Genomic DNA, 24,734 nt, shown 5'->3' with positions numbered 1-24,734 from the left:
CCGCCGTGAAAGATACCACCGCCCCGCCGGCCCCGCTGCCTGTAAGCCTGCGGGAAAAGCCCCGCCCCGGGGTCGATCTCGGGCTGTTCCTGGCGATGTCGCTGATCTGGGGCACAACCTGGGTGGTGGCGAAGACCGGCATCACCGTCATGCCGCCCATCCTCTTCGCGGCGCTGCGCTACGTGCTGGTATCGGCGCTGTTCCTGGCCATCGCGCCCGGTGTGCTGGGGCTGCTGCGCGGGCCTCTGGGCAGGCGCGTGCTGCTGACCGGGCTGCTGGTGAATACCGGAACCTATGCGCCGCTGCTCTGGGGCATGCAGCATGTCGCCTCCGGCATCGCCGGTCTGGTCAACCTGACCATGATCGCCATCGGCCTCTATGGGCTGGCCCTGCTGCGGGGGGAAGAGAAGCCTTCCTGGCGACATGCCCTGGCGTTGCTGCTGGGCGTGGCCGGGCTCGCCGCGCTGTTCTTCGACCGGATGGGCCTGCGGGGCGGCGCCATGGAACTCTGGGGCGTGCTGGCGATCATCCTGGGCAGCCTCTGCTACTGCCTGGGCTCTGTGCTGTCGCGGCCGCTGCTCGACCATGCCGGCGCCTTCCAGTTGACCGGCGCCCAGGCGCTGACGGGCGGGGCGGGGCTGGTGGCGCTGACCCTGCTGCTGGAGCCGGTCTCGCCCGGCACCCTGGCGGCACTGGGGCAGCCGGAGGTGCTGGCCAGCCTCGCTTTCATGGTCATCTTCGGCACCTTCGTCGCCTATACGATCTACCTGCGGCTGATGCGGAACTGGGGCTCGGCCCGTGCCGGGCTCTATGCCTTCGTCTCGCCGGTGGTGGCGCTTGTGCTGGGCGCCCTGGTCTTCGGGGAGCCGCTGGGCATCCGGCAGGTGCTGGGGGCCGCGCTGATGCTGGCGGCGGCGGCCATCGCGATGCGGCGGTAAGGCCCCTGGCCTGCCGCCCTGGCCATCGCACCCCGGCCGGGATACGGCCCAGGCCAGGTTTCTCACGCGGAAGGTAAAGATGGCGCAACCCAGGCGGGCGAGGTCCGTTGGCCCGTGATGTTCAGCGCGGTGCGGCCGGTCCGAAGTCTTCTCATTTCCATATTCATCCTGATGGCCGGCGGCGGCTTCATGCCGACGCTGGTCAGCGTGCGGCTGGAGGGCGCCGGGGCGGGCGCGCCGCTGATCGGCCTGGTTGGCTCCGCCTATTTCCTCGGGCTGACGCTGGGCTCGCTGCTGGCCGCCGGGGTGATCCGCCGCGTCGGCCATATCCGCGCCTTCGCCTGCTTCGTCTCGCTGCTCTCGGCCAGCACCCTGGCTTACGCGCTCTATCAGTCGGTGGGGCTCTGGGCGGCGCTGCGGTTGATCGACGGCTTCTGCCTCGCCGGCGTCTATGTCTGTCTGGAAAGCTGGCTGAACGACCGCGCCGAGCCTTCCTCGCGCGGTTCGGTGCTCGCCGCCTATATGATCGCGCTCTATGCCGGGCAGGGGCTGGGGCAGTTCCTGCTGAACCTCGGCGAGGGCGCCCCATCGCGTCCCTTCCTGCTGGCCTCGATCCTGCTCTCCATCGCCGTGCTGCCGATCTCGCTGACCCGGTCCGCCAGCCCGGTGCTGGGGGATTTCCAGGCCATGCCCATGCGCAGCCTCTACGCGGCCTCGCCGCTGGGGATGGTGGGGGCGGCGGTCACGGGGTTGATGCTGGGCGCCTTCTACGGCCTGGGCGCTGTGCATGCGCGGCGCATCGGCTTCGACCTCGCCGGCACGGCGGCCTTCATGAGCGCGGTGATCCTGGGCGGCGTCACGCTGCAATGGCCGCTCGGCTGGCTGTCGGACCGCTTCGACCGGCGCAGCGTCATCCTCGGCGTCTTCACCGGCACGGCCGCGGTGGCGCTGGCCATCATGCTGCTGGGCCAGCCGGACACGCTGCTGCTGCTGCTGGGCTGCCTCTTCGGCGGGCTGAGCTTCGCGCTCTACCCGCTCTGCGTCGCGCATACCAATGACCGCCTGACGAATGCGCAGCGGGTGGGCGCCAGCGCCGGGCTGGTGCTGGTCTATTCGGTCGGCGCGGCGGCGGGGCCGATGGCGGGGGCGGCCAGCATCGCGCTGTTCGGCATCTCAGGCCTCTATCTGTTCATCGCCATCTGCGCGGCCGGCACGGTCGGCTTCGGGCTGTGGCGCCTGGCGGCACGCCCGGCCCCGCCCGGCGAACTGCAGCAATCCTACCAGGCCCTGCCGCATACGACGCCGATGTCGGTCGGGCTCGACCCGCTTTCCGAGGAGAAATCCTGAACCTGCGAGGCCCGCTGCCGCGCGCCTGCATAATAGGAGAGACAGCCTGTGCCAGAGGAAACGAGATCCGGCCGCGTGGCGGCGGAACCCAGCCGGAGCGTGTTGCGGCGCGCGGTCACCGCCTCGGCGGTGGGCAATGCCACGGAATGGTTCGACTACGGCATCTATGCCTATGGCGTGGTCTATATCTCCGCGGCGCTCTTTCCGGGGGAGGCGGCGGAGGCAACGCTTTTCGCGCTGGCCACCTTCGCCATTTCCTTCCTGGTCCGCCCGCTGGGCGGCTTCTTCTGGGGGCCGCTGGGCGACCGCCTCGGGGCGCAAGTCGGTGCTGGCCATGACCATCCTGATGATGGCGGGCGCGACCTTCTGCGTCGGCCTGATCCCGTCCTATGACAGCATCGGGCTCTGGGCCACCGGCATCCTGATCGTGCTGCGGATGATCCAGGGCTTTTCCACGGGCGGCGAATACGGCGGCGCCGCCACCTTCATGGCGGAATACGCGCCAGACAAACATCGTGGATTCTACGGCCGCTTTCTGGAAGTGGGCACGCTGGCTGGCTTCTCCTTCGGCGCGCTGCTGATGCTGGGATTCTCCCTGGCGCTGGGCGAGGAGGCGATGCGCGACTGGGGCTGGCGGCTGCCCTTCCTGATCGCGGGGCCGATGGGGCTGATCGGCATGTATCTGCGCTCCAGGATGGAGGACACGCCGGTCTTCCAGGAGATGGAGGCGGCGGGTGCCGAAGGCGGCGCTTCCACCGGGCTTGGCACGCTGCTGCGCGATTACTGGAAGCCGCTGCTGGTGATGAGCGGGATGGTCGTCGCGCTGAATGTCGTGAACTACACGCTGCTCAGCTACATGCCGACCTATCTGGAACGCCGGCTGGGGCTGACGACGCAGCAGGCATTGTTCGTGCCGATCGTCGGCATGCTCTTCATGATGGTGCTGCTGCCCTTCGCGGGCGCGCTGTCGGACCGCTGGGGGCGCAAGCCGATGTGGTGGTTCTCGCTGGTGGGGCTCTTCGTGCTGGTGATCCCGCTCTACCACCTGATGGAAGCGAGCTTCGCCGGCGCCATCCTCGGCTTCGCGGCGCTGGGCCTGCTCTATGCGCCGCAGCTGGCGACGATCTCCGCCACCTTCCCGGCGATGTTCCCGACGGCGGTGCGCTTCGCCGGTTTCGCCGTCGCCTATAACGTCTCCACCTCTCTGTTCGGCGGCACGGCGCCGATGGTGAATTCCTGGCTGATCGAGCGCACGGGCGACCCCATCATGCCGGCCTACTACATGATGGGGGCATGCCTGATCGGCATGGTGGCGCTGCTCTTCCTGGCAGAGAGCGCGGGGCAGTCGCTGCGCGGCACCCGGGCTCCAGTGGGGGCGCGGCGGGAGATGGCGCGGGCCTAGCCCGGCGAGGGTTGAGGCGGGGCGGCGCCGCGCTGGCCGCTACCGCTCGCTGTCCAGATGCGCCATCTGCGCCGCCGCGTAGCGGTCGCCGGCGGCGGCGCCCCTGGGCACGGCGGCCTCGATGGCGGCGAGGTCGGCAGGCGCCAGCGCCACATCCAGCGCGCCCAGGGCCTCGGCCAGGCGGTCGCGGCGGCGGGCACCGACCAGGGGAACGATATCCCGCCCCTGCGCCGCCACCCAGGCGATGGCGATCTGCGCCACGCTGGCGCCCTTGCTCTCCGCCACGCCGCGCAAGGCTTCCACCAGTTGCAGGTTTCGTTCCACATTGCCCTGCTGGAACCGGGGGCTCTGGCCGCGGAAGTCATCGGGCGCGGTGCCGCCGGGCTGCCAGTGGCCGCTGATCAGCCCGCGTGACAGCACGCCATAGGCGGTGACGCCGATGCCGAGCTCGCGGCAGGCGGGCAGGATGCTCTCCTCGATGCCGCGTGAGATCAGGGAATATTCGATCTGCAGGTCGCAGATCGGGTGTGTGGCGGCGGCGCGGCGGATGGTCTCGGCTCCGACCTCGGAAAGGCCGATGTGGCGCACATAGCCAGCCCGCACCATATCGGCGATGGCGCCCACCGTCTCCTCGATCGGCACGGCGGGGTCGAGGCGGGCAGGACGGTAGATGTCGATGTAATCCACGCCCAGCCGTTGCAGCGTATAGGCCAGGAAGTTCTTCACCGCCGCCGGGCGGGCGTCATAGCCGATCCAGTTGCCGGCGGGGTCGCGCAGGGCACCGAACTTCACGCTGAGCTGGATGCTGTCGCGCGGGATAGCGCGCAGCGCCTCGCCGATCAGCATCTCGTTATGGCCCATGGTGTAGAAGTCGCCGGTATCCAGCAGCGTGATGCCGGCGTCGCATGCCGCATGGATGGTGGCGATGCTCTCGGCCCGGTCGGCGGGGCCATACATGGTGCCGGACATGCCCATGCAGCCGAGCCCGAGGGCGGAAACGCTGGGGCCGTGCTGGCCGAGGGTGCGGTGTTGCATCGGGTCGCTCCTGCTGCCGATGAAGGGGAATGCCCTTATGCGCCGGCAGGATTTGCCCGATAATCCGGCCATTGCCGCACGGGCTGTACAGGATTCCGCACAATGGCCGAGCCTCCCCTTGCCGACCTGGAAGCCTTCGCGGCGGTGGCGCGGGCGCGCTCCTTCCGCGGCGCGGCGGCGGGCCGGGGCGCCTCTCCCTCGGCGCTCAGCGAGGCGGTGCGGCGGCTGGAGGCACGGCTCGGGCTGCGGCTGCTGAACCGTACCACCCGCAGCGTGACGCCCACCGAGGCCGGGCAGCGGTTGCTGGAGCGCCTCGGCCCCGCGCTGGGGGAGGTCGCGGCGGCGCTGGAGGCGCTGAACGGATTGCGCGGCAGCCCCAGCGGCACCCTGCGGCTGAATGTGCCGGGCATTGTGGCGCGGGTGGTGCTGCCGCCCATCACCGGCCGCTTCCTGGCCCGCTATCCCGGCGTCGCGCTCGAGCTGACGGTGGAGGACAGTTTCGTCGACGTGCTCGCCGCCGGCTGCGATGCCGGCATCCGTTACGACGAGAGCATCGAGCGGGACATGATCGCGGTGCCGCTGGGGCCGCGCCGGCAGCGTTATGTGCTGGCGGCGGCACCATCCTATCTGGCCGCGCATGGCACGCCGGGGCACCCGCGCGAGGTGCTGGCGCATCGCTGCATCCGCCACCGCTTCCTCAGCGGCACCACGCTGCCCTGGGAATTCGAGCGCGGGGGGCAGGTGGTGCGCGTCAGTCCGGAAGGGCCGCTGCGGGCCAATAGCATCGAGCTGGAAATCTCCGCTGCCACCGACGGGCTGGGACTGATCTATGGCTTCGAGGAAGTGCTGGCGCCGCTGCTGGCCGATGGGCGGCTGGTGCCGCTGCTGCCGGAATGGTGGCTGAGCTTCCCCGGCCCCTGCCTGTACTATGCCGGGCGGCGCCACATGCCGGCGCCGCTGCGCGCCTTCGTGGACCTGCTGCACGAGCCGGAAAGCCGCTGGCCCGGCGCGCCGGGCTGAGAGGCATCCCGCTGCCCTGCCGGGCCGTTATACCGCCAATGGAACAGGCCGCGCATCCTGCCACGCTCTCGACGCTGGAACTGCTGCTGCGCCTCGGCGGTGCCACGCTGCTGGGCATGGTGCTGGGCCTGGACCGGGAACTGCGCGGTTTCTCGGCCGGCATCCGCACCCATGGCATCCTGGCGCTGGCCGCCGCCATGGTGGTGATCTCCGGCATGATGCTGCACCAGATGGTGCGCGCCGCCGGGGGTGACGCCGACCCGCTGCGGACGGTGCAGGGGATGTATCAGGCGCTGGGCTTCATCGGCGCCGGGCTGGTCTTCACGCGGCGGGGCGGCGTGCACAACCTGACCAGCGCCGGCAGCATCATCCTGGCGGTGGCGATCGGCATTGCCGGCGGGCTGGGGCAATGGGCCCTGGCCTGCATCGCCACGGCGCTGGGGCTGTGCGTGCTGTCGCTGGTGCGGGTGGCGGAACGCTGGCTGCCCGGCAACACCAAGGCGCGGCATGATTGACAGCCCCACCCGTGCTGCTGCCACATGCCGCCCATGTCCCGCGCCACCGCCCATCCGCTGCCGCAGCAAGCCCGCCGCATCCCGGCGGCGATGGCGCGCGCGACCGGGGCGGAGCAGGGCTAGGCCCGCTTACGCCCTTCAGCACGAGTGCCAGGACCCGCCGCTTTCCCGGCGGGGCTCCTGGCAGGTATCGGCCTCCCGCCGTGTTGTTCCACCGCAGGAGGATATCGTGAGCTTCACCCGTGATGAGGAATTGCGCCGGATCGCGGAGGGTGTGATGGCGTGCAGCCTGCCCAAGTCAGCCTGGACCCATGCCGCGCATGTGGGTGCCGCCGTCTGGATCATCGCCCGCCGCCCGGATCTGGTGCCGGAGCGGGACATGCCTGGCCTGATCCGCGCCTATAACGAGGCCAGCGGCACGCCGAACACCGATACCGGCGGCTACCATGAGACCATCACCCTGGCCTCCCTGCGCGCCGCAGCCTTCTTCCTGGCCGGGCTTCCCGCCGGGATGCCGCTGCATGCCGCCTGCAACGCGCTGCTGGAAAGCCCCCTGGGCCGGCGGGACTGGATGCTGGTCCATTGGTCGCGGGAGCGGCTGTTTTCCGTGGCGGCGCGGCGCAACTGGGTGGAACCCGACCTTGCGCCGCTGCCCTTCTGAAAACCCGAAGAAAAAAGATGGGGTCCGGGGAATTCCTTCCCCGGCCTTTTTCTTTCCTACGCCGCGTCCCGCTGCCGGATGCCCATCCCGTCCAGCGTCTCAGCAATGGCGCGTAGGGCGAAGCGGATATCCTCCGCGTGGATGTCGCCGATGCAGCCGATGCGCATGGTCGGCGCCGTGGTGTTGTAGAAGTTGCTGATCAGCACGCCGCGCGTCTTCAGCGCCTCGACGAAATCCATCAGCTTGAACCGCCGGTCGGCGGGCTGGTGGACGGTGACGATGATCGGCCCCTGGTGTTCCCAGTCCAGGTAGGGCTTCAGGCCCAGGGCGCGGACGCCCTCGTGCAGCAGGCGGGCATTCTCGCGGTAGCGGGCGTGGCGGGCGGGCTGGCCGCCCTCGGCCTCGAAGAATTCCAGCGCCTTGCCGAAGGCATGCAGCGCCTGCACCGGCGGCGTGAAGCGGAAGGAGCCCCAGCCGGCGCGCTGCGCCGTGGCATAGACATCCGCGAGGTCGAAGGACCAGGAGCCCGCATTGCCGGCGCAGGCGGTGACGCGCTCGATGGGGCAGATGGCGAAGCCGATGCCGGGCAGGCCCTCGATGCATTTGTTGGAGGTGAAGACCACCGCATCCACTTCCGGCTGCGCCTTCAGGTCGAAGGGCAGGGCGCCGAAGGCGGAGACGGCATCGACGATCATCCGCCGCCCCGCCGCGCGCACGGCGGCGCCGATGCCGGGCACGTCGTTGACGATGCCGCTGCCGGTCTCGGAATAGACGATGCCGACATGGCCGATTTCGGGATCGGCGGCCAGGGCGCGGGCCACTTCGTCCGGGGTGACGCTGCGGGTATCGGGCACGGGCAGGGGCACCACCACGCGGCCGGCTTCCCGCGCCAGGCGGGCCATGCGCTCGGCATAGGTGCCGTTCATCACCAGCAGCAGCTTGGCGGCCGCGGGGATGAAGGTGCGGATGGCGGCTTCCGTGATGAAATGGCCGGCGCCTTGCAGCGGCAGGCAGGCGTGCCGGCCGGCGACGCCGCCGGCGAGGTCCCGCACCTTTTCCCGGATGCCGGCATATTCCGGCATGAAGTCACGGTCCCAGGGGGCGATGTCCACGGCCATGGCCGCCCGGACTTCGGGGCGGGTCTGCACGGGGCCGGGGATGAGCAGCAGCATGGAGCGAGTCCTGTCGGCGGGCTGTGTGGAAGCCCCAGGCTGCCCGTGGCGGCGCGGGAAGAAAACCCCTCTCCGGGCTGGGCAGGGGCGCGGATGGGTCGCGTCTCTCGACAGCGGGCGCCATCCCGGCCAGCTTGTCCGGCCCGCAACGAACGCCTTCAGCTGGACTTTGAAGATGCCGCTCTGGATCGCCGCCACCCTGTCCGCCGCCCTGTTCCAGACCTGGCGGACGGCGTTGCAGCAGCGGCTGCGGGGGCAGCTTTCGGTGAACGGGGCGGGGGTGGTGCGCTACCTCTATGGCGTGCCCTTCGGGCTGCTGCTGCTGGGCGGCTATTGCCTGCTGATCGGGGATGCGCCGCCTGCGATCCTCGGCGGGGCCTTCCTGCTCTATGCCGCCATCGGCGGGCTGACGCAGATCATCGGCACCAATCTGCTGATCATGTCCTTCGGCCCGCGCGGCTTCGCGGTGGGCACGGCCTATTCCAAGACTGAGGCGGTGCAGGGCGCCATCCTGGCCCTGGTGCTGCTGGGGGAGCGGCTTTCCCTCCTGTCCTCCCTCGGCATCATGCTGGGGGTCCTGGGGGTGCTGTATCTCTCGCTGGCGGGGCGCAACCTGACGGGGCGGGAGCTGCTGCGGGCCACGGTGCAGCCGGCAGCCCTCTGCGGCTTCGGCGCGGGCACGGGCTTCGCGCTGACGGCCGTCTTCATCAAATCCGCCAATCTGGAGCTGGACCACTCCGACGCGGTGCTGCGCGCCATCACCACGCTCTGCGTCGCCAATGCCATGCAGACGGTGATGCAGGGCGCCTGGCTCGCCTGGAAGGAGCCGGAGCAGTTCCGCGCCGTCTTCCGCACCTGGCGCAGCAGCTTTCCGGTGGGGGCGCTCTCGGCCTGCGGCTCGGCCTGCTGGTTCACGGGCTTCGCCCTGGCGCCCGTGGCCATGGTGCGCGCCCTGGGACAGACCGAGATCCTGTTCACCCTGCTCTTCAGCCGCTTCTACCTGAAGGAGAGCCTGAAGCCGCAGGAGGTGCTGGGCGCCCTCGGCATCGTGGCGGGCGTGGTGCTGGTGCTGCTGGGGCGCTGAGGACACGCTTCCGCAGGGATGTCGTGGGGGGAGTCACGGGTGCGTCACGAATACCCTATATTCACGCCGGCAGTGCAAAGGGCGGGCGATGCTGCAGCTTGAGGGCCTCACGCGCCGGTTCGGCGCCACAACCGCGGTGGACCGGGTCAGCCTCTCCGTGCCCGCGGGGCAGATGGTCGGGATCATCGGCCGCTCCGGCGCCGGGAAGTCCACCCTGCTTCGCATGGTCAACCGCCTGACCGAGCCCAGTGAGGGCCGCGTGCTGCATGACGGGATGGACGTGACGGCGCTGCGCGGCCAGGCGCTGCGGGACTGGCGCACCGCCTCCGCCATGATCTTCCAGCAGTTCAACCTCGTGCAGCGGCTGGATGTGCTGACCAATGTGCTGGTCGGCCGGCTGAACCACCGGCGCGGCTTCACGGGCACCCTGGCCACGCTGTTCAAGCGCTTCACGGCGGAGGAGCGGGCCATGGCGCTCTCGGCCCTGGCGCGCTTCGACCTGGCGGACCAGGCCCTGCAACGGGCCGATACCCTCTCGGGCGGGCAGCAGCAGCGCGTGGCCATCGCCCGCGCCCTGTTGCAGCAGCCCAAGCTGATCCTGGCCGACGAGCCCATCGCCAGCCTGGACCCCCGCAATGCCCGGGTGGTGATGGAGGCGCTGCGCGACGTGAACCGGCGCGACGGCATCACCGTGCTCTGCAACCTGCATCATCTGGAAACCGCCCGGCACTACTGCGACCGCATCGTGGCGATGCAGCAGGGCCGCGTGATGTTCGACGGCGCGCCCGCCGCGCTGACCGCCGCCCGGATCCGCGAGATCTATGGCGTGTCGGAGGATGAATTCGACACGGCGCCCGAAATGGCTGCCCGCGCCGCCCAGCCCAGCGCCGCGCCCATGCCGGCCTGAGCCGGGTGCCGGTGTCCCGGCCCTGGCCGTGTGCCGGCACCGCCAGCCGGGAGCGGATGCGTCGTCCCGGGGCGGCGCCGACCCCACCTCCGGCTGCCCGATTCCGCGCGGCGACCGCTTCGTGCCAATACTTCCCCCGCCCGCCACGCTTGAAAGACCGCCCATGCCCGCGACCCGCCGACAGATCCTCCGCCTCGCGCCAGCACTGGCCGGCCTCTCCTGGCCGGGCCGGGCCTCCGCCGAGGACAAGCCCGCACCGCGCCTGCGCCGCAGCGCCGATGCGGATGTGGTGTTTCCGGCGGCGGGCCGCCGCGCCTGGGCCGAACAGGTGCCGCATCTCAACATCGTGCTGATGGGCGGGGAGAACGAGACCGACCGCCTGGCGCGTTTTGAGGGCTATCGCGCCCTGATGCAGCAGACCTTCGGCGTGCCCGTGCGTACCCTGCCGGCCAGCGACTATGCCGGCGCCATCCAGGCCTTCGATGCCAAGCAGGTGGAGATCGCCTCGCTCGGCTCCACGGCCTATGCCGCCGCATGGATGGAGACCAATGGCGGCGTGGAGCCGCTGGTGGTGCCGGAGGAGGAGGATGGCTCCATCTACTACCGCGCCGTGATGGTGGCGCGGGCGAAGAGCGGGATCACCGACCTTGCCGGCATGAAAGGCCATTCCCTGGCCTGGGCGGATGTGAATTCCTCCTCCGGCTATCTGGTGCCGCGCGCGGCGCTGCGGCGGCAGGGGGTCGATATCGACCGCTATTTCAGCCGCACGGGATTCGCGGGCGGGCATGAGCAGGCGGTGGTGGCGGTGTTGCAGAAGCAGTACGATGCCTGCTGCACCTGGGCCTCCGGCCTCGGCGACGAATCCCAGGGCTTCACCCGCGGCAACCTGCGGGCGATGGTGCAGAAGGGGATGCTGGACATGAAGGATGTCCGCATTGTCTGGACATCCGAGCCCATCGCCACCGGGCCGATCACGGTGCGCGCCGATCTGCCCGAGGCCTGCAAGGAAGACCTGAAGCTGTTCTTCCTGGCGCTGCCCAAGGCGCATCCGGACATCTACCAGCAGATCACCCGCGGCCCCGGCACCGGCTACCGCGAAGGGCGGCAGGAGGATTATGACATTTTCATCGCGATGCGGCGCGAGGAAGCGGCCGCGCGCCGCCGCCGGGACTGACGGGACGGGCCGGCGCGCATGGGCATGACCGCCACCGGAGATCTGCTGGCGCGGGGCGAGGCGGCCTTCCAGGCGCAGCGCCGGCAGCGCCGGCTGGCCACGCTCTTCGGCCTGACGGTGCTGGGCGCCTGCCTGCTGGCCTCCGCCTGGATGAGCGAGTTCCGCCCCGCCACCCTGGCTGCCGGACTGCCGCGCGTGGGCGAGTATTTCTACAAGCTGCTGCCCTCGCTGCGGTGGGATGCGCTGTTCGCGGGCGTGGAGACGGAAGGCAGCGTCGCCTTCTGGTTCTACCGGCTCGACGACTGGGCCTGGCTGCTGCTGCAAACCTCGCAGATGGCGGCGCTGGCGACGCTGGCGGGCGCCGCCGTGGCGCTGCTGCTGGCCTTCCCCGCCGCGCGCAATATCGCGCCGGCGCGCTGGATCAATATCGTGACCCGGCGCGGGCTGGAAGCGGCGCGCACGGTGCCGGAGATCGTCTATGCGCTGATCTTCGTCTGGGCCTTCGGCATCGGGCCGCTGGCGGGCATCCTCGCCATCTTTCTCCATACGACCGGCGCGCTGGGGAAGCTCTTTTCCGAGGTGATGGAGAATACCGACCTGCGCGCCTGGGAAGGGCTGCGCGCCTCCGGCGCCAACTGGGCGCAGGCCTGCCGCTACGGTATCCTGCCGCAGGTCACGCCCAATCTCATCAGCTATGGGCTGCTTCGTTTCGAAATCAATGTGCGCGGCGCCAGCGTCATCGGCTTTGTCGGCGCGGGCGGGATCGGGCAGGAGCTGAATCTCGTCATCTCCTCCAACTACTATGAGGAGATCAGCGCCATCGTCGTGCTGATCATCCTCAGCGTCTTTGTCATCGACATGATCTCCGAGCGGCTGCGCCATCGCGTCATGGGTGCGGCGGAGGGCCACTGATGCGCGAGGCCATGATCAATGCCGGGGAGATCGCCGCCTGGCAGCAGCGCCTGCCGCGCGCCTTCGGACCCAGCCCCGCCACGCGGGCGCTGCGCTGGGTCTGCGGGCTGGTCTTCCTCGCATGGCTCGGCACCCTGCTCTGGTGGTTCGACATCACGCCCCAGCGGCTCTGGAACGGCTTCTCGGGCCTGGCCACGATCATCCGGCTGATGATTCCGCCCAGCCCGGGTGCCCTGTGGATGGATATCGTCCGGGGCATGGCCGAGAGTGTGGCCATGGCCTTCCTGGGAACGGTGATGGCGGCGCTGGTGGCGGTGCCGCTGGGCTTCCTGGGTGCGCGCAACGTGCTGACCGTGACGCTGCTGCGCTTCTCCCTGCGCCGCTTCTTCGACGGGCTGCGCGGCATCGACCAGCTGATCTGGGCGCTGGCCTTCGTGCGCGCGGTGGGGCTGGGGCCACTGGCCGGCGTGCTGGCGATCTTCGTCTCCGATACCGCCGTGCTGGCCAAGCTTTATGCCGAAGCCATCGAGAATGCCGAGAAGCGGCAGAGCGAGGGCGTGGTGGCCGCGGGCGGCAACCGGCTGCAGGCCATCCGCTTCGGCGTGCTGCCGCAGGTCTTGCCGGTGATGCTGGCGCAGGCGCTGTATTTCTTCGAGAGCAATACCCGCTCCGCCGCCATCCTGGGCGTAGTGGGCGCGGGCGGCATCGGGCTGCAGATCGCTGAGCGCATCAAGGTGCGCTACTGGGACGAAGTGGCCTTCATCATCATCGTCATGGTCATCACGGTGGCGGTGATCGACTGGCTCTCCGCCCGCCTGCGGCGGCGGTTGATCGGCACGCGCGAGACGCCGCTGGGCTGACATGAAAAAGGGGGCCGTCGGGCCCCCTGTTTCGTTTTCCCCCGTTCTGGATGCGGCCTGGGTTCAGGCTGCATCCTCGCGCCGGTCGCGGACCTTCACATAAGCCACCGCCGCATGCTCCGGGCAGTAGGGCTTGCCGGTCATGGCATCGCCCGTGCAGAAGCGGAAATCCGGCGTGCCGGGCTCGCCGATCGGCCAGCAGCAGGTGCGCGCGCTGCTGCGCGGAAAGGGGCGAACCACCGCCTGCGGCACCGGCGCGGGCTTGCGCACAGGCGCCGCCGGGGCCGGCCGCGCCATGGCGGGCGCCGGGGCCGGACGGGCCACGGGCGCCGGGCTGGCGGCCGGGGCAGCAGGCGCCCGTGGCGCGGCCACGGGGGCTGGCGCCGGCGCAGCAACGGCCGGCGCCTGGCTGATCACCGTCGCGGCCCGGGAGGCCGGCTGTGGCGTGGCGCTCTGTGCCGCCGCCGCCTCACGGCGGATCGGACTCGGGCGCGGCGGCAGATTCAGCCGATGCGCCTTGCCAACGACTGCGTTCTTTGAAATCCCCATTCGACGGCCGATCTCCGCCGTCGAATGCCCCTCTGCCCAATAGCCCCGCAGGGCCTCAATGGCCTCCGGTGTCCAATCCATAACCCCGTCTCCTGCGTCCCCCGCTACTAAATACGGTAGTTTCCCGCAGGGGTTGCGCACAAGATGCGCTGCGGTGCAGCGATGCTGAATTCTGTGGAAAACCCCTTGCGCCAAGCCACGAATTCGGGAGCGGACCGAATCGCGGCACCAGTATTACTTCTTAGAATAGCAGGCCCTTACGCAGCATGCCGTGCACGCCCTTCTCCCCGTTCACGGTCTGCGTCACGCGGAAATCCACCGCGAGCGAACAGAACTGGTATGCATCGGCCGCCGAGACATTCGCGCGCGAGACGATGAAGGCGATCATCTCCCGCAGCGCCTGCTTCATGGCGAGGTCCAGATCCTCATGGATGCCCATGGAGATGTAATGGGTGGGCGTCTCGGCGCGCGGGAAGCGCAGCAGCGGATTGCGGGCGCCGCCGCCCTTGTGCAGGTTGAAGCGGAAATGGCCGTTCAGGCACATCTCCAGCGCGGTGACGCAGACCTCGCCATCGCCCTGCACCCCATGGCCGTCGCCCGCGCTGAACAGCCCGCCCGGCGCATGCACGGGCAGCCAGAGCGTGGTGCCTTCCACCAACTCCTTGTTGTCGAGGTTGCCGCCATGCGCGCGCGGTTCCTTGGTGGAGATCTGGCCCCATTCCACCGGCGGCGCCACACCCATCACGCCGAAGAAAGGCGAGAGCGGCAGTTCGATGCCGCCATTCCCGCCGAAAGGCAGGTGGCAGGTGTTCTTCTCCCGGTCCACCGGGATATGCAGCAGGCGGCGGTAGGGGAAATCCTCGGGCAGCGTGCCGACCAGCGGGCGGAAGTGGTTGTAGCCCCAGTCGGCGCCCAGCTCGATCTTCTCGATCAGGATCTCCAGCGCGTCGCCGGGCTCGGCGCCTTCCACAGCCACCGGGCCGGTGACGAGATGCGGGCCGAGGCGCGGAACGCCAGCCGTATGGATGGCGGCCAGAGCCTCCGGCACGTGCAGGCCGCTCTCCGGCGGCGGCATGATCTCGGCGGGGCCGGAGACGCATTCCATCACCACCCTGTCGCCGGACCGCACCGTCAGCACCGGCGCGAAGCTGGCATCGAAGGCACCGAAGCGGACGGTCTCGGGCGTGGCGGCGAGTGTGTGGGTGGTGCTCATGCGGCAGGCTCCTTCGCACCGCAAGTTCAGCCCGGCGGCCCCGGGGGTCAAGGTCAGGCGCCGATGAAGCCGCCGGATTGCCGCTGCCACAGCCGCGCATAGGGGCCGCCGCGTGCCAGCAATTCCGCATGCGTGCCCTGCTCGACGACCCGCCCATGCTCCAGCACCACCAGCCGGTCCATGGAGGAGAGGGTGGAGAGGCGATGCGCGATGGCGATGACGGTCTTGCCCGCCATCAGCCGGTCCAGGGATTGCTGGATGGCGGCCTCCACCTCGGAATCCAGCGCGCTGGTGGCTTCGTCCAGCACCAGGATGGGGGCGTTCTTCAGCAGCACGCGGGCGATGGCCACGCGCTGCCGCTGGCCGCCCGAGAGCTTCACGCCCCGTTCGCCCACATGCGCGTCATAGCCCGTGCGGCCGCGCCAGTCGGAAAGGTCGTGGATGAATTCCTCGGCCTCGGCATCGCGGGCGGCCTGGGCGATCTCCTCGGCCGTCGCCTCCTGCCGGCCATAGCGGATATTGTCGCGGATGGAGCGGTGCAGCAGCGCGGTATCCTGCGTCACCATGCCGATGGCGGCGCGCAGGCTCTCCTGCGTCACGGTGGCGATATCCTGGCCGTCGATGAGGATGCGGCCTTGTTCCGGCTGGAAGAATCGCAGAAGCAGGTTGACGGCGGTGGTCTTGCCAGCGCCGGAATGGCCGACCAGCCCGACGCGCTCACCCGGCCTGACGCGCAGGTCGAAGCCCTGCAGCACGCCGCGCTCCCGCCCGTAGCCGAAATGCACCTGCTCGAAGACGATCTCGCCGCGCGTGACGCGCAGCGGCCTGGCATCCGGTGGATCGGGCGCGGTGGGGGGCACGGCGATGCTGCCCGTCGCCTCCTGCACCACGCCGATATTCTCGAAGATGGAGGCAACGTTGAAAGCCACCCAGCCCGAGATATTGGTGATCTGCCAGGCCATGGGCAGCGCCGCCGCCACGGTGGAGACCGGGATGTCCCCGCGGTTCCACAGCGTCAGGGACAGCGCGGCCATGGCCGTCAGCATGCCGGCATTGAGGGTGGAGAGCAGCAGTCCGTTCAGCGTGATGATCCGCATCTGCCGCTGGAAGGCGGCGGTCAGGCTCAGCACGCCCTCGCGCACGAAGGCATCCTCCTGCTCCGCGCGGGCGAAGAGCTTCAGCGTCAGGATATTCGTGTAGCTGTCGACGATGCGGCCGGTGAGCAGGCTGCGCGCCTCGCTGGCGGCGCGGGCGCGGTCACGCAGGCGCGGCACGATGAAGCGCAGCAGCGCGGCATAGATGACGAACCAGCAGAGGATGGGCGCCGTCAGCCAGGCATCGGCGGTGGCGAGGTAGAGCACCGCGCTGGAGCCGTAGACCACGATGTACCAGACCGCGGTGACGGCCTGCACCACGCTCTCCCGCAGCGCGGGGCCGGCCTGCATGACGCGGTTGGCGATGCGGCCGGCGAAATCCTCCTGGAAGAATGCCCAGCCCTGGCGCACCACATGCCAGTGGCTCTGCCAGCGGATCAGGCTGGTGACGGTGGCGTTGATGGCCTGCTGGCCGACAATGTTCTGGCTGAGGATGGCCAGCGGCCGGCAGACCAGCAGCACGAAGCCCATGCCCAGCAGCGTCGCCCAGGCCTCGGCGAAAAGCTGGCCGGGAGCATGCTGGCTCAGCAGCCCCACCACCTTGCCGATGAAGATGGGGATCATGGCATCCAGCAGCGCGACGGCGAGGCCCGCGAGGAAGAGCAGGACGAAGAGCAGCCGCGCCTGGCGGACGAAATACCAGTAGAAGCCGAGAAGATTGGCCGGCGGCGGCTGGTCCGGCACCGGCACGCCCATGGCGCGGCTGGCGGGCTGCCCCGGCGGGGCCACCGGGTCGATCAGGGTCTCGAGCGGGAAGCGGGCCATGCCGAAGGCAGGACCCGCGCGGGGCGGCTGTCAACCCGGGCGAGATGACAAGCAGCGGAAGGCGGCGCGGGCGGGGCCGCGCGCCGGTCCTTCCCGCGCTAATCCCCGGGATCGGGGCTGGCGCTGCGCTGTTCCTCGATGACCGTGTCGATCAGGGTGGAGGGTTCGTACAGCAGGCGCCCCAGCGCGCCGGCGATCATGGCGCCGGCGATGGGCGCCAGCCAGAAGAGCCAGAGCTGGCCGATATATTCCCCGCCCGCGAAAAGCGCCGGCGCCGTGCTGCGGGCCGGATTGACCGAGGTATTGGTGACGGGGATGGAGATCAGGTGGATCAGCGTCAGGCCCAGGCCGATCGGGATGCCGGCGAAGCCCGTCGCCGCGCCCTTGGAGGTGGCGCCGATGATGATGAGCAGGAAGAAGAAGGTGAGGACCAGCTCCGTGACGAAGGCCGCCCCCAGGCTGTACTGGCCGGGACTGAGGTTGCCGTAGCCGTTGGAGGCGAAGCCGTTCGGCACCCAGCCCGCCTTGCCGGAGGCGATGAACCAGAGGATGGCGGCCGCGCAGACCGCGCCCAGCACCTGCACCACGATATAGGGCAGCACATGCTTGTTGGCGCAGCGCCCGGCGGACCAGAGGCCGAGCGTGACGGCCGGATTGAAATGCCCGCCCGAGATATGGCCCACCGCATAGGCCATGGTCAGTACCGTCAGGCCGAAGGCGAAGGCGACCCCGACGAAGCCGATGCCGAGTTCGGGGAAGGCAGCCGAGAGGACCGCGCTGCCGCAACCGCCCAGAACAAGCCATAACGTGCCGAGGAATTCCGCGACCAGTCGCCGCAGCATGTCATTCTGCATGGTGGCGGACCTGGGTGAGCAGTGACGCGAGGTGCCGCATGGACATAGCCTCCGCAGCCGGAATGATGTGCTCCCCCCGGTATCAGGCCAGGTGGCGCCCGTGGAGGCTATGTCACTCCCGAAACAAATGGCAAAGCGCAGTTCCGCGAGGCGGGCCCGGCCTCAGAGCCAGCCCTTGCGCTTGAAATAGAGGATCGGCAGCACCGCGCTGCCGATCATCAGCAGCAGGGCGAGGGGGTATCCATAGGGCGATTGCAGCTCCGGCATATGCGCGAAGTTCATGCCGTAGATGCTGGCCACCAGGGTCGGCGGCATCAGCGCCACGCTGGCGACGGTGAAGGTCTTGATGATGCCGTTCTGGTCGATGTTGATGATGCCGAGCACCGCATCCAGCAGGAAATTCGCCTTGTTGGAGAGGAAGGAGGCGTGTTCCACCAGGGAGCGGACGTCGCGCTCCAGCACCTTGATGGTGGCTTTGTTCTCCTTGCGAAGGGCCGTCGCCTTCTCGGCATTCACGAAGGTCAGGATGCGCGTCAGGCCCAGCAGCGTCTCCCGCGCGCGGGAGGTGACCTCGCCCACCTCGCCCAGCGCGATCAGCACCTCCTTCAGGTCGGCGTCGCGGGCATTGGCCTTCTTCTTGGTGGTGCCCTTGGCGGTGCGGAAGGCGGACTGGCTGGCGCGGTCCATATCGGCGCCCAGGCGCTCCAGGATATCGGCCAGGCGGTCCACCACCTGCTCGAACAGGTGCAGCATCACCGCATCGGCCGAGGAGAGCAGGCCAGGGTTGCGCTGCGCCCGGTTGGCGAAGGCGGCGAAGGCCTTGGGCGTGGCGTAGCGCACCGTCAGCAGCGTATGGCCGGCCAGCACGAAGGTGATGGGGGTGGAGCCGTATTCCCCCTGTTCGGCGCCATAGAGGAAGGGGGCGGTGAGGAAGAGGATCTCGCCCTCGCGGTAGAGGCGGGAGGAGCTTTCGATCTCCTGCATCTCCTCGCGGGTCGGCAGCTCCAGCCCCAGCGTCTGCTCGATGACCTTCACTTCCTCCCGCAGCGGATTCAGCAGGTCGATCCAGACCGCGGCGCGCAGCGCCTCCGGCGGCTGTTCGGCATTGTTCAGGGTCAGCCGTCCAGCGGCCACGGTATAGGTGGTCAGCATGCGCTGGCGGAATCTCCCGGAGAGGCGTTGCGGGGCGGCTGCGTTCTAGCCCGTGATCGCCCCGGCGGGAACAGCCGGCGGGGCGACCGGTGGCGCGGATACGGGCCTAACGCCCAGCCGCAGCATCCGTCACGCCGCGGTGCCCGGGACCGCGCCCTCGACGGCCGGGCGGGGCAGAGGCAGGCCGAACTGCGCCGCCACAGCCGGGAAATCCGCTGCCTGCCGGTGCCGTGGGCAGGGCGCCGTGCCATCCGCCGCGCGGACCAGCTGGCAGGTCCGCAGGCCAGCGGCGGCCGCGGCATCCAGCTCCTCCGCGATATCGGAGAGGAAGAGGATGGATTCCGGAGGCAGGTGCAGCCCGCGGCCGATGGCGGCATAGCTCGCCGCCTCCCGCTTGCCGCCGATATGCGTGTCGAAGAAGCCGCCAAAGAGGCCGGCGAGGTCGCCAGCCTCCGAATGGCCGAAGAGCAGCTTCTGCGCCGCCACCGAGCCGGAGGAATAGACATGCAGCCCGATGCCGGCGCGCGCCCAGGCGCGCAGGCAGGGGGCCACATCCGGCCAGAGATGGCCGCGCAGCCGGCCGTCCAGGTAGCCCTGGCGCCAGATCAGCCCCTGCAGCGTCTTCAGCGGCGTGACCTTGGCATCCTCGTCCATCCAGCGGCGCAGGGCGGCCGGGGCGTCCTCGCCGGGCTCCGCCAGGCGGCGGGCCTCGGCCAGGCAGGCGGCCACTTCCGGCTCGTCGCCATGGGCGGCCAGGAACTCCTCCAGCGCCGCGCGGGCATAGGGGAACAGCGCCTCCTTCACGAAGGAAATGGCGGTGGTCGTGCCCTCGATATCCGTCAGGACGGCGCTGATGGCCGCCATCAGCGCATCACCGCCGGGAAGCGCCCGGAGATGTCGGTGCCCGTGTAGTGCGGCGTCCAGCCCGTGGTGTCCGTGAAGACGCGCAGCACGGTGAAGGACGGCTCGGCACCCGCATCGAACCAGTGCTGGGCATTGGCCGGCACGCTGATCAGGTCGCCCCGGGTGCAATGGGCATCGAAGACCTTGCCATCGGCATGGATGATGAAGTTGCCGCTGCCTTCATGGAAGAAGCGGACCTCGTCCTCGGTATGCGTGTGCTCGGCCAGGAACTTCTGGCGCATCGCATCCTTCTGCGGATGGCTGGGGTCGAGCTTGATGACATCGGCCGTGCCGGCGCCGGTATCGCCCATGAAGGCGTCCAGCTGGGGGCGATAGGCCTCCAGCACCGCGTCGGCCTCGGCGCCCGGGGGAAGGTCGGCCACCGGCCAGCGCTCGAAGCGCACGTTGATGGGGGCCAGGGCGGCGGCGATCTCGGCCGCGTCGGTGGTACGCAGCAGCTCGGCGCCGGTGGCGGCGTCGCGGATGGTCAGAAGGCTCATGCCGTCCTCCTCAGGGTTGTCGTCTCGTGCAAATGGCAGTCGAGCATGAATTCCAGCGCCTCCAGCCGGGCCAGCGCCATCTCCATGTCCGCCCCCCATACATAGACCCCATGGCCACGCAGCAAATAGCCGGGCGGGATGACATCCATGCCCTGCCAGCGGGCTTCCACGGCCCGCTGCAGCCTGGCGATGTCCTGGTCGTTGTCGAAAACCGGCAGCGTGACCGACGCCTCATGCGTCGGCAGGCCCGGGAAGGCTTTCAGCAGCTCGTAGCCCGAGAGGGTGATGCTCTCGCCCGCCGCGCGGGAGAGGACGGTATTGGCGATGGAATGGCCATGCAGCACCGCGCCTGCCTCGGGAAAGCGGCGATAGGCGCCGCAATGCAGCAGGGTCTCGGCGGAGGGGCGCAGGCCCGGCTGCTCGGGGCGGCCTTCGAGGTCCACCATCATCAGCGAGCCGGGCGTAAGCCGCGCTTTATGGAAGCCGGAGCGGGTGATGGCCACGCGCCCGCTATCCAGACGGATGGAGAGATTGCCCGCAGTGGCGGGCACCCAGTTGCGCTGATCCAGCCTCGCGCCGGCGGCTATGATGGCCTCGGCCACGGGGGCCGGGATGGCGTCCAGGGCGTTCTGCAAGGGTCTGGCCTTCTGTTCCGTACCGCGTGGCGCCGGATGGCGGCTCCACGCGGGCGGCGGCGTAGCAGCACGCCGCCTTCCGGACCAGAGGGCAGAAGCGTTCCGGCGCGGCCGTCAGGCGCGGGGCGGCTGCCCCGCGCGGGCTGGCTTCAGGCGGCCGGACGGTTGGTGGTCTGCTGCGGCGCGGCCTGCGTCGGCTGAACCGTCGGGCCCTGAATGTTGCCGGCCGGCGGCGGATTCGCCTCGGCGGCCATCGAGGCATCGGCCTCGCTGTCATTCATGTTCTTCTTGAAGGACTTGATGCCCTTCGCGACGTCGCCCATGAGGTTGCTGATCTTGCTGCTGCCGCCGAAGAGCAGCAGAACGACGAGCAGCACGACCAGCCAGTGCCAGATGCTGAAGGAACCCATGCCAAGCCTCGATCCAGTTGGGCGATGCGGGTGAGGGGGCTCCTCCCCCAGCGTCCCGCCCCGCGCATTCGTGCTACGAGGACCACACTACTGTCCCGGCGTTCCCCGTGCAAAGAGCAGATGGCGCGAATCGACCCTGGAAACAACAGGGGCGACCGAATCAGTTTGCAACTACCGTGGCTGGCCGCCCCGCCTCATTCGACCTTGATGCCAAGCTTACGGATCAGCGCGCCCCAGCGTTCGGACTCGGCCTGGATGAAGGCGGCGCATTCGGCCGGGGTGCTGCCCACCACCTCGAATCCGGCGGTGCTCAGGGCCTTCTGCGCCTCCGGTGCCCGCAGCGCGGCCCCGGCCTCGCGGGCCAGCAGCGCGACCCGCTCCGCCGGCACGCTGGCGGGGGCGAAGAGCGCGTTCCAGGCGTAGGAGGTGGCGCCGGGGAAGCCGGCCTCCTCCAGGCTCGGCACATCCGGCAGCTGCGGCAGGCGCGCCTCGGTGGTGACCACCAGCGGGCGCACCTGCTCCTCGCGGATCTGCGGCAGGATGCCGGCGATGGTCAGGAAGACCGCGCTGATGCGCCCGGCCACGAGGTCCAGCACCGCCTGGGGGAAGCCGCGATAGGGCACATGCTCCGCCTGGAAGCCACCGCGCGCCTTCAGGTCCTCCATGGCCAGATGGCCGCCGGAGCCGGCGCCGACGGAGCCGAAGGTCAGTGCCGTGGGATTGGCGCGGCCATAGGCGATGAATTCCGCCAGGGTCCTGGCGGGGATGGAGGGATGCACCACCAGCACCTGACCGGCACGGGCCACCAGCGAGATCGGCGCCAGGTCCTTCTGCGGGTCGTAGGGCAGATTGGGATAGAGGGCCGGCGCGGTAGCCAGCGGGCCGTTGATGGAGAGGCCGATGGTATGGCCGTCGGTCGCCTTGGCCACGACATCGGTGCCGAGATTGCCGCCGGCGCCGGGGCGGTTGTCCGCCACGCAGGGCTGGCCCAGCACGGAGGCATAGTGCTGGCCGATGATGCGGGCCACGATGTCCGGCGTGGAGCCGGCGGGGAAGGGCACCACCATGCGGAGCGGCCGGTCCGGCCACTGGCCGGCGGCGCCGGAAGCCTGAGCGAGCGCGGCGCCCGGCAGGGCGGCGGCGCCAAGCGCCAAGAGAGAGCGGCGGTGCAACATGGGTTGATTTTCCTCCGGAGCGGGCTTGCCACGGTTGAGCATGACGCCGGGATGGCGTCCAGCCTCGCGCGCGGATGCCTGCTCAGCCCAGGGGGAAGGGCCGGGCGGCTGTTCTAGCGCGCGGCCATCAGCGGCTGGCGGTGGATGAAGCCGGCGGCGGGATAGCTGGTGACGCCCAGGGCCCGCGACGGCGGATACCAGACCCGCACCATGGACCAGTCATTGGCGGGCGAGACATCGACCACCTGCTGGTCCGTGGCGATGCGGCCGCGATAGGCGCCACTGGCCCAGTTGGCGTGGTCCACCCGAATTTCCCGTGCGGATACGACACGGTTGACGACGGAGAGGTGCCCGTCCCGCAGGCGGGAAGTGCGGCGCAGCACCAGCACGCTGCCGGGCTGGGGCGTGCTGCCCCGCGCATAGCGGCCGGCGGCGGCATCCCACCATTCCCAGGCATCGCCGCTGAGCTGGATGCCGGATTCGGCACGGGCATAGGGCACGCACCACATGAAGCCGCCGGCCGAGGAATACCCGCCACCGCCTCCGCAGGCTGCGAGCAGCAGCAAGAGCGCCAGGCAGGCCAGCCGCCGCATGGCGGGCCCGCATCCTGTCAACGACCCCATCGGCCAGACCCATCCTCGGCGCCGGAGGGGGGGCGGCACCGTGCGTTTCAATGACCCCGGGGGAAGGGCAGCCTCAGCTTATCAGGTTTCCAGCATCCGGCGCAGCAGCTCGACATCCTCCGCGAAGGAGACATCGGCCTGCATCAGCTCAGCGACGCGGGAGACGGCATGCATGACCGTCGTGTGGTCCCGGTTGCCGAAGCGGCGCCCGATCTCGGGCAGGGAGCGGCTGGTGAGCTGCTTGGCCAGATACATGGCCACCTGCCGCGGGCGCGCCACGTTGCGGGCGCGGCGGGCGGAGGACATGTCGGTCAGGCGGATATTGTAGTGCTCGGCGACCTTGCGCTGGATCTCCTCGATCGTCACGCGGCGGTCATGGGCACGCAGGATGTCGTGCAGGACTTCCTGAGCGCTCTCCAGCGTCACCGGGCGGCCGAAGAGGTTGGCATGGGCGATCAGGCGGTTCAGGGCGCCTTCCAGCTCGCGCACGTTGCTGGTGATCTTGTGCGCCAGGAATTCCAGCACGCGGGAGGGCACCTCGACCTCGGCGGTCTGTGCCTTGGCCTGGAGGATGGAGATGCGCAGCTCGTAGGTGGTGGCGTGGATATCGGCCACCATGCCGCAGCCCAGGCGGGTCCGCAGGCGGTCCTCCAGGCCGGACAGGTCGGAAGGCGACTTGTCGGCGGAAACCACGATCTGCTTGCCGGCATCCACCAGCGCATTGAAGGTGTGGAAGAATTCTTCCTGCGTATTGTCCTTGCCGATCAGGAACTGCAGGTCGTCGATCATCAGCACATCGACGGAACGCAGCGATTCCTTGAACTGCATGGTGGACTGGTTCCGCAGCGCGTTGATGAACCGGTACATGAAGGTCTCGGCCGACATGTAGGTCACATGGCGCTCGACGCCGCCTTCGCCATTCTGGATGGCCCAGGCGACGGCATGCATCAGATGCGTCTTGCCCAGTCCGACGCCGCCGTAGAGGAAGAGCGGGTTGAAGCCCGGGCTTGCCGGCTTCTCCGCCACGCGGCGGGCGCAGGCATGGGCGAATTCATTGGGCTTGCCGACGACAAAGCTGTCGAAGGTGAAGCGCGGGTCCAGCTTGGCCGACCAGTCATTGGCCGGGCGCGGCTCGGCTGCGCGCGCCGGTTCGGCCGGGGCGGGGCGGACTGGCGCGGGCTGCGGCTCGGCGGCGCGGGGGGCGGAAAGCGACTCCGCCAGGCCGCCGGCACGCGTGGAAGAGGGCTCCTCCGCCGGACGGGACTCGGTGGCCACGCGGATATCGATGCGGCGCACGCCCGGGTGCTCGGCCTGCCAGAGCACGCGCAGGCGGTCGCTGTAATGGGTGCGGACCCAGTCGCGCAGGAAGCGCGTGGGCAGCAGGATCACCACCTCCTCGCCTTCGATGGCGGAAAGGGTCATCTGCCGCAGCCAGCTCCGATACTCGACCTCGCCCACATCCTCGCGCAGGCGGCCACGGATGCGGGTCCAGGCGGCGGCGACGGGATCGGAGGTCTCGCCCTCCTGGTCTTCCGTGATGCGGCCCATCATGTCCCGCGCTGGCTGAGACGGCATGTCGAGTTCATTCTCCATGCGAAGCACCTGCCATCCTCACGACCCATGACCGGCCCGGCGACCCTGCCGGGCTCTCGCACCTTAGCCTGACCCGGCATCGATCCTGGGACCAAAACAGCAAAGAATGCGACGAATTTCTTGAGACCGTTTACACAGCCCAGAGACAAGACGCAGTTCCACTATCCGTGTTTCACGAGTG

General features: G+C 69.6%; 26 protein-coding genes. 12 read left to right on the top strand and 14 right to left on the bottom strand.

Going from position 1 to position 24,734, the window contains the following annotated elements; all coding sequences use genetic code 11:
- Positions 1 to 5: 5 nt before the first annotated feature.
- The 4 genes from IAI58_RS00125 (at position 6) to IAI58_RS00115 (ending at position 3,687) form a co-directional block, all read left to right on the top strand.
- Positions 6 to 938 carry a DMT family transporter gene (locus IAI58_RS00125; RefSeq protein WP_207444698.1) on the top strand — a complete coding sequence of 311 codons (933 nt, stop codon included), beginning with the start codon at positions 6 to 8 and terminating at the stop codon, positions 936 to 938.
- A gap of 117 nt (positions 939 to 1,055) precedes the next feature.
- Positions 1,056 to 2,285: an MFS transporter gene (locus IAI58_RS00120; RefSeq protein WP_207444980.1), complete on the top strand. Its 1,230-nt coding sequence runs from the start codon at positions 1,056 to 1,058 to the stop codon at positions 2,283 to 2,285.
- A 48-nt stretch (positions 2,286 to 2,333) separates the two neighbouring features.
- A complete protein-coding gene (locus IAI58_RS22940) occupies positions 2,334 to 2,678 on the top strand; it encodes a hypothetical protein (protein WP_237182096.1) in 345 nt (114 codons plus the stop codon).
- On the top strand, positions 2,620 to 3,687 hold the full coding sequence (locus IAI58_RS00115) for an MFS transporter (RefSeq protein WP_237182097.1): 1,068 nt from the start codon (positions 2,620 to 2,622) through the stop codon (positions 3,685 to 3,687). The genes IAI58_RS22940 and IAI58_RS00115 overlap by 59 nt, the downstream gene beginning before the upstream one ends.
- Positions 3,688 to 3,726: 39 nt before the next feature.
- Here the strand turns inward: IAI58_RS00115 and IAI58_RS00110 are convergent, their stop codons facing one another.
- On the bottom strand, positions 3,727 to 4,722 hold the full coding sequence (locus IAI58_RS00110; RefSeq protein WP_207444700.1) for an aldo/keto reductase: 996 nt from the start codon (positions 4,720 to 4,722) through the stop codon (positions 3,727 to 3,729).
- A gap of 102 nt (positions 4,723 to 4,824) precedes the next feature.
- Between IAI58_RS00110 and IAI58_RS00105 the strand changes: the two genes are divergently transcribed.
- From IAI58_RS00105 to IAI58_RS00095, 3 genes are all read left to right on the top strand, one after another.
- Complete coding sequence (locus IAI58_RS00105) at positions 4,825 to 5,742, top strand: LysR family transcriptional regulator (RefSeq protein WP_207444701.1); 918 nt, start codon at positions 4,825 to 4,827, stop codon at positions 5,740 to 5,742.
- Positions 5,743 to 5,780: 38 nt separating this feature from the next.
- Positions 5,781 to 6,257, top strand: a complete 477-nt coding sequence (locus IAI58_RS00100; RefSeq protein ID WP_207444702.1) for an MgtC/SapB family protein — start codon at positions 5,781 to 5,783, stop codon at positions 6,255 to 6,257.
- A 229-nt stretch (positions 6,258 to 6,486) separates the two neighbouring features.
- Positions 6,487 to 6,918 carry a hypothetical protein gene (locus IAI58_RS00095; RefSeq protein WP_207444703.1) on the top strand — a complete coding sequence of 144 codons (432 nt, stop codon included), beginning with the start codon at positions 6,487 to 6,489 and terminating at the stop codon, positions 6,916 to 6,918.
- A gap of 56 nt (positions 6,919 to 6,974) precedes the next feature.
- On the opposite strand, the gene IAI58_RS00090 is transcribed toward IAI58_RS00095, so the two are convergent.
- Entirely contained in the window at positions 6,975 to 8,090 is a 1,116-nt protein-coding gene (locus tag IAI58_RS00090) for a 2-aminoethylphosphonate--pyruvate transaminase (RefSeq protein ID WP_207444704.1), read from the bottom strand.
- A gap of 175 nt (positions 8,091 to 8,265) precedes the next feature.
- Between IAI58_RS00090 and IAI58_RS00085 the strand changes: the two genes are divergently transcribed.
- From IAI58_RS00085 to phnE (IAI58_RS00065), 5 genes are all read left to right on the top strand, one after another.
- Positions 8,266 to 9,174, top strand: coding sequence for a DMT family transporter (locus IAI58_RS00085; RefSeq protein WP_207444705.1), 909 nt, complete (start codon positions 8,266 to 8,268; stop codon positions 9,172 to 9,174).
- Positions 9,175 to 9,262: 88 nt separating this feature from the next.
- Positions 9,263 to 10,081, top strand: a complete 819-nt coding sequence (phnC, locus tag IAI58_RS00080; protein WP_207444706.1) for a phosphonate ABC transporter ATP-binding protein — start codon at positions 9,263 to 9,265, stop codon at positions 10,079 to 10,081.
- A gap of 163 nt (positions 10,082 to 10,244) precedes the next feature.
- Positions 10,245 to 11,255, top strand: coding sequence for a phosphate/phosphite/phosphonate ABC transporter substrate-binding protein (phnD, locus tag IAI58_RS00075; RefSeq protein WP_207444707.1), 1,011 nt, complete (start codon positions 10,245 to 10,247; stop codon positions 11,253 to 11,255).
- 24 nt (positions 11,256 to 11,279) lie between these two features.
- Positions 11,280 to 12,167 (top strand): phosphonate ABC transporter, permease protein PhnE, encoded by an 888-nt coding sequence (gene phnE, locus IAI58_RS00070; protein ID WP_237182098.1) that lies wholly within the window; start codon positions 11,280 to 11,282, stop codon positions 12,165 to 12,167.
- Complete coding sequence (phnE, locus tag IAI58_RS00065; RefSeq protein ID WP_237182099.1) at positions 12,167 to 13,027, top strand: phosphonate ABC transporter, permease protein PhnE; 861 nt, start codon at positions 12,167 to 12,169, stop codon at positions 13,025 to 13,027. Before phnE (IAI58_RS00070) ends, phnE (IAI58_RS00065) begins: the two co-directional genes overlap by 1 nt.
- Positions 13,028 to 13,090: 63 nt before the next feature.
- Here phnE (IAI58_RS00065) and IAI58_RS00060 read toward each other — a convergent pair whose 3' ends face one another.
- The 12 genes from IAI58_RS00060 to dnaA all read right to left on the bottom strand — a co-directional run bounded on the left by IAI58_RS00060 (position 13,091) and on the right by dnaA (position 24,511).
- Positions 13,091 to 13,657: a GcrA family cell cycle regulator gene (locus IAI58_RS00060; protein WP_207444709.1), complete on the bottom strand. Its 567-nt coding sequence runs from the start codon at positions 13,655 to 13,657 to the stop codon at positions 13,091 to 13,093.
- A gap of 160 nt (positions 13,658 to 13,817) precedes the next feature.
- The gene (locus IAI58_RS00055; RefSeq protein WP_207444710.1) at positions 13,818 to 14,789 is read right to left on the bottom strand and encodes an acetamidase/formamidase family protein; all 972 of its coding nucleotides are present in this window, start codon (positions 14,787 to 14,789) and stop codon (positions 13,818 to 13,820) included.
- Positions 14,790 to 14,842: 53 nt separating this feature from the next.
- Positions 14,843 to 16,708, bottom strand: coding sequence for an ABC transporter ATP-binding protein (locus IAI58_RS00050; RefSeq protein WP_207444711.1), 1,866 nt, complete (start codon positions 16,706 to 16,708; stop codon positions 14,843 to 14,845).
- Between the two features lie 98 nt (positions 16,709 to 16,806).
- Entirely contained in the window at positions 16,807 to 17,562 is a 756-nt protein-coding gene (gene aqpZ, locus IAI58_RS00045; protein ID WP_207444712.1) for an aquaporin Z, read from the bottom strand.
- Between the two features lie 162 nt (positions 17,563 to 17,724).
- Entirely contained in the window at positions 17,725 to 18,714 is a 990-nt protein-coding gene (corA, locus tag IAI58_RS00040) for a magnesium/cobalt transporter CorA (RefSeq protein WP_207444713.1), read from the bottom strand.
- Between the two features lie 129 nt (positions 18,715 to 18,843).
- Positions 18,844 to 19,578 (bottom strand): acireductone synthase, encoded by a 735-nt coding sequence (gene mtnC, locus IAI58_RS00035; RefSeq protein WP_207444714.1) that lies wholly within the window; start codon positions 19,576 to 19,578, stop codon positions 18,844 to 18,846.
- Complete coding sequence (locus IAI58_RS00030) at positions 19,578 to 20,117, bottom strand: 1,2-dihydroxy-3-keto-5-methylthiopentene dioxygenase (protein ID WP_207444715.1); 540 nt, start codon at positions 20,115 to 20,117, stop codon at positions 19,578 to 19,580. Before IAI58_RS00030 ends, mtnC begins: the two co-directional genes overlap by 1 nt.
- Positions 20,114 to 20,752, bottom strand: coding sequence for a methylthioribulose 1-phosphate dehydratase (locus IAI58_RS00025; RefSeq protein WP_237182100.1), 639 nt, complete (start codon positions 20,750 to 20,752; stop codon positions 20,114 to 20,116). Before IAI58_RS00025 ends, IAI58_RS00030 begins: the two co-directional genes overlap by 4 nt.
- Before the next feature lie 149 nt (positions 20,753 to 20,901).
- A complete protein-coding gene (locus IAI58_RS00020; RefSeq protein WP_207444716.1) occupies positions 20,902 to 21,162 on the bottom strand; it encodes a twin-arginine translocase TatA/TatE family subunit in 261 nt (86 codons plus the stop codon).
- A gap of 194 nt (positions 21,163 to 21,356) precedes the next feature.
- On the bottom strand, positions 21,357 to 22,337 hold the full coding sequence (locus tag IAI58_RS00015) for a Bug family tripartite tricarboxylate transporter substrate binding protein (RefSeq protein ID WP_207444717.1): 981 nt from the start codon (positions 22,335 to 22,337) through the stop codon (positions 21,357 to 21,359).
- Positions 22,338 to 22,450: 113 nt separating this feature from the next.
- Entirely contained in the window at positions 22,451 to 22,930 is a 480-nt protein-coding gene (locus IAI58_RS00010; RefSeq protein WP_207444718.1) for a CHAP domain-containing protein, read from the bottom strand.
- 111 nt (positions 22,931 to 23,041) lie between these two features.
- Positions 23,042 to 24,511 (bottom strand): chromosomal replication initiator protein DnaA, encoded by a 1,470-nt coding sequence (gene dnaA / locus IAI58_RS00005; RefSeq protein ID WP_207444983.1) that lies wholly within the window; start codon positions 24,509 to 24,511, stop codon positions 23,042 to 23,044.
- Between the last annotated feature and the right edge of the window lie 223 nt (positions 24,512 to 24,734).

This window comes from Roseomonas marmotae (assembly GCF_017654485.1).
GTDB classification, from domain to species: domain Bacteria; phylum Pseudomonadota; class Alphaproteobacteria; order Acetobacterales; family Acetobacteraceae; genus Pseudoroseomonas; species Pseudoroseomonas marmotae.
The sequence above is the reverse complement of the archived record's forward strand: the minus strand, read 5'-3'. Positions and strand labels throughout refer to the sequence as shown.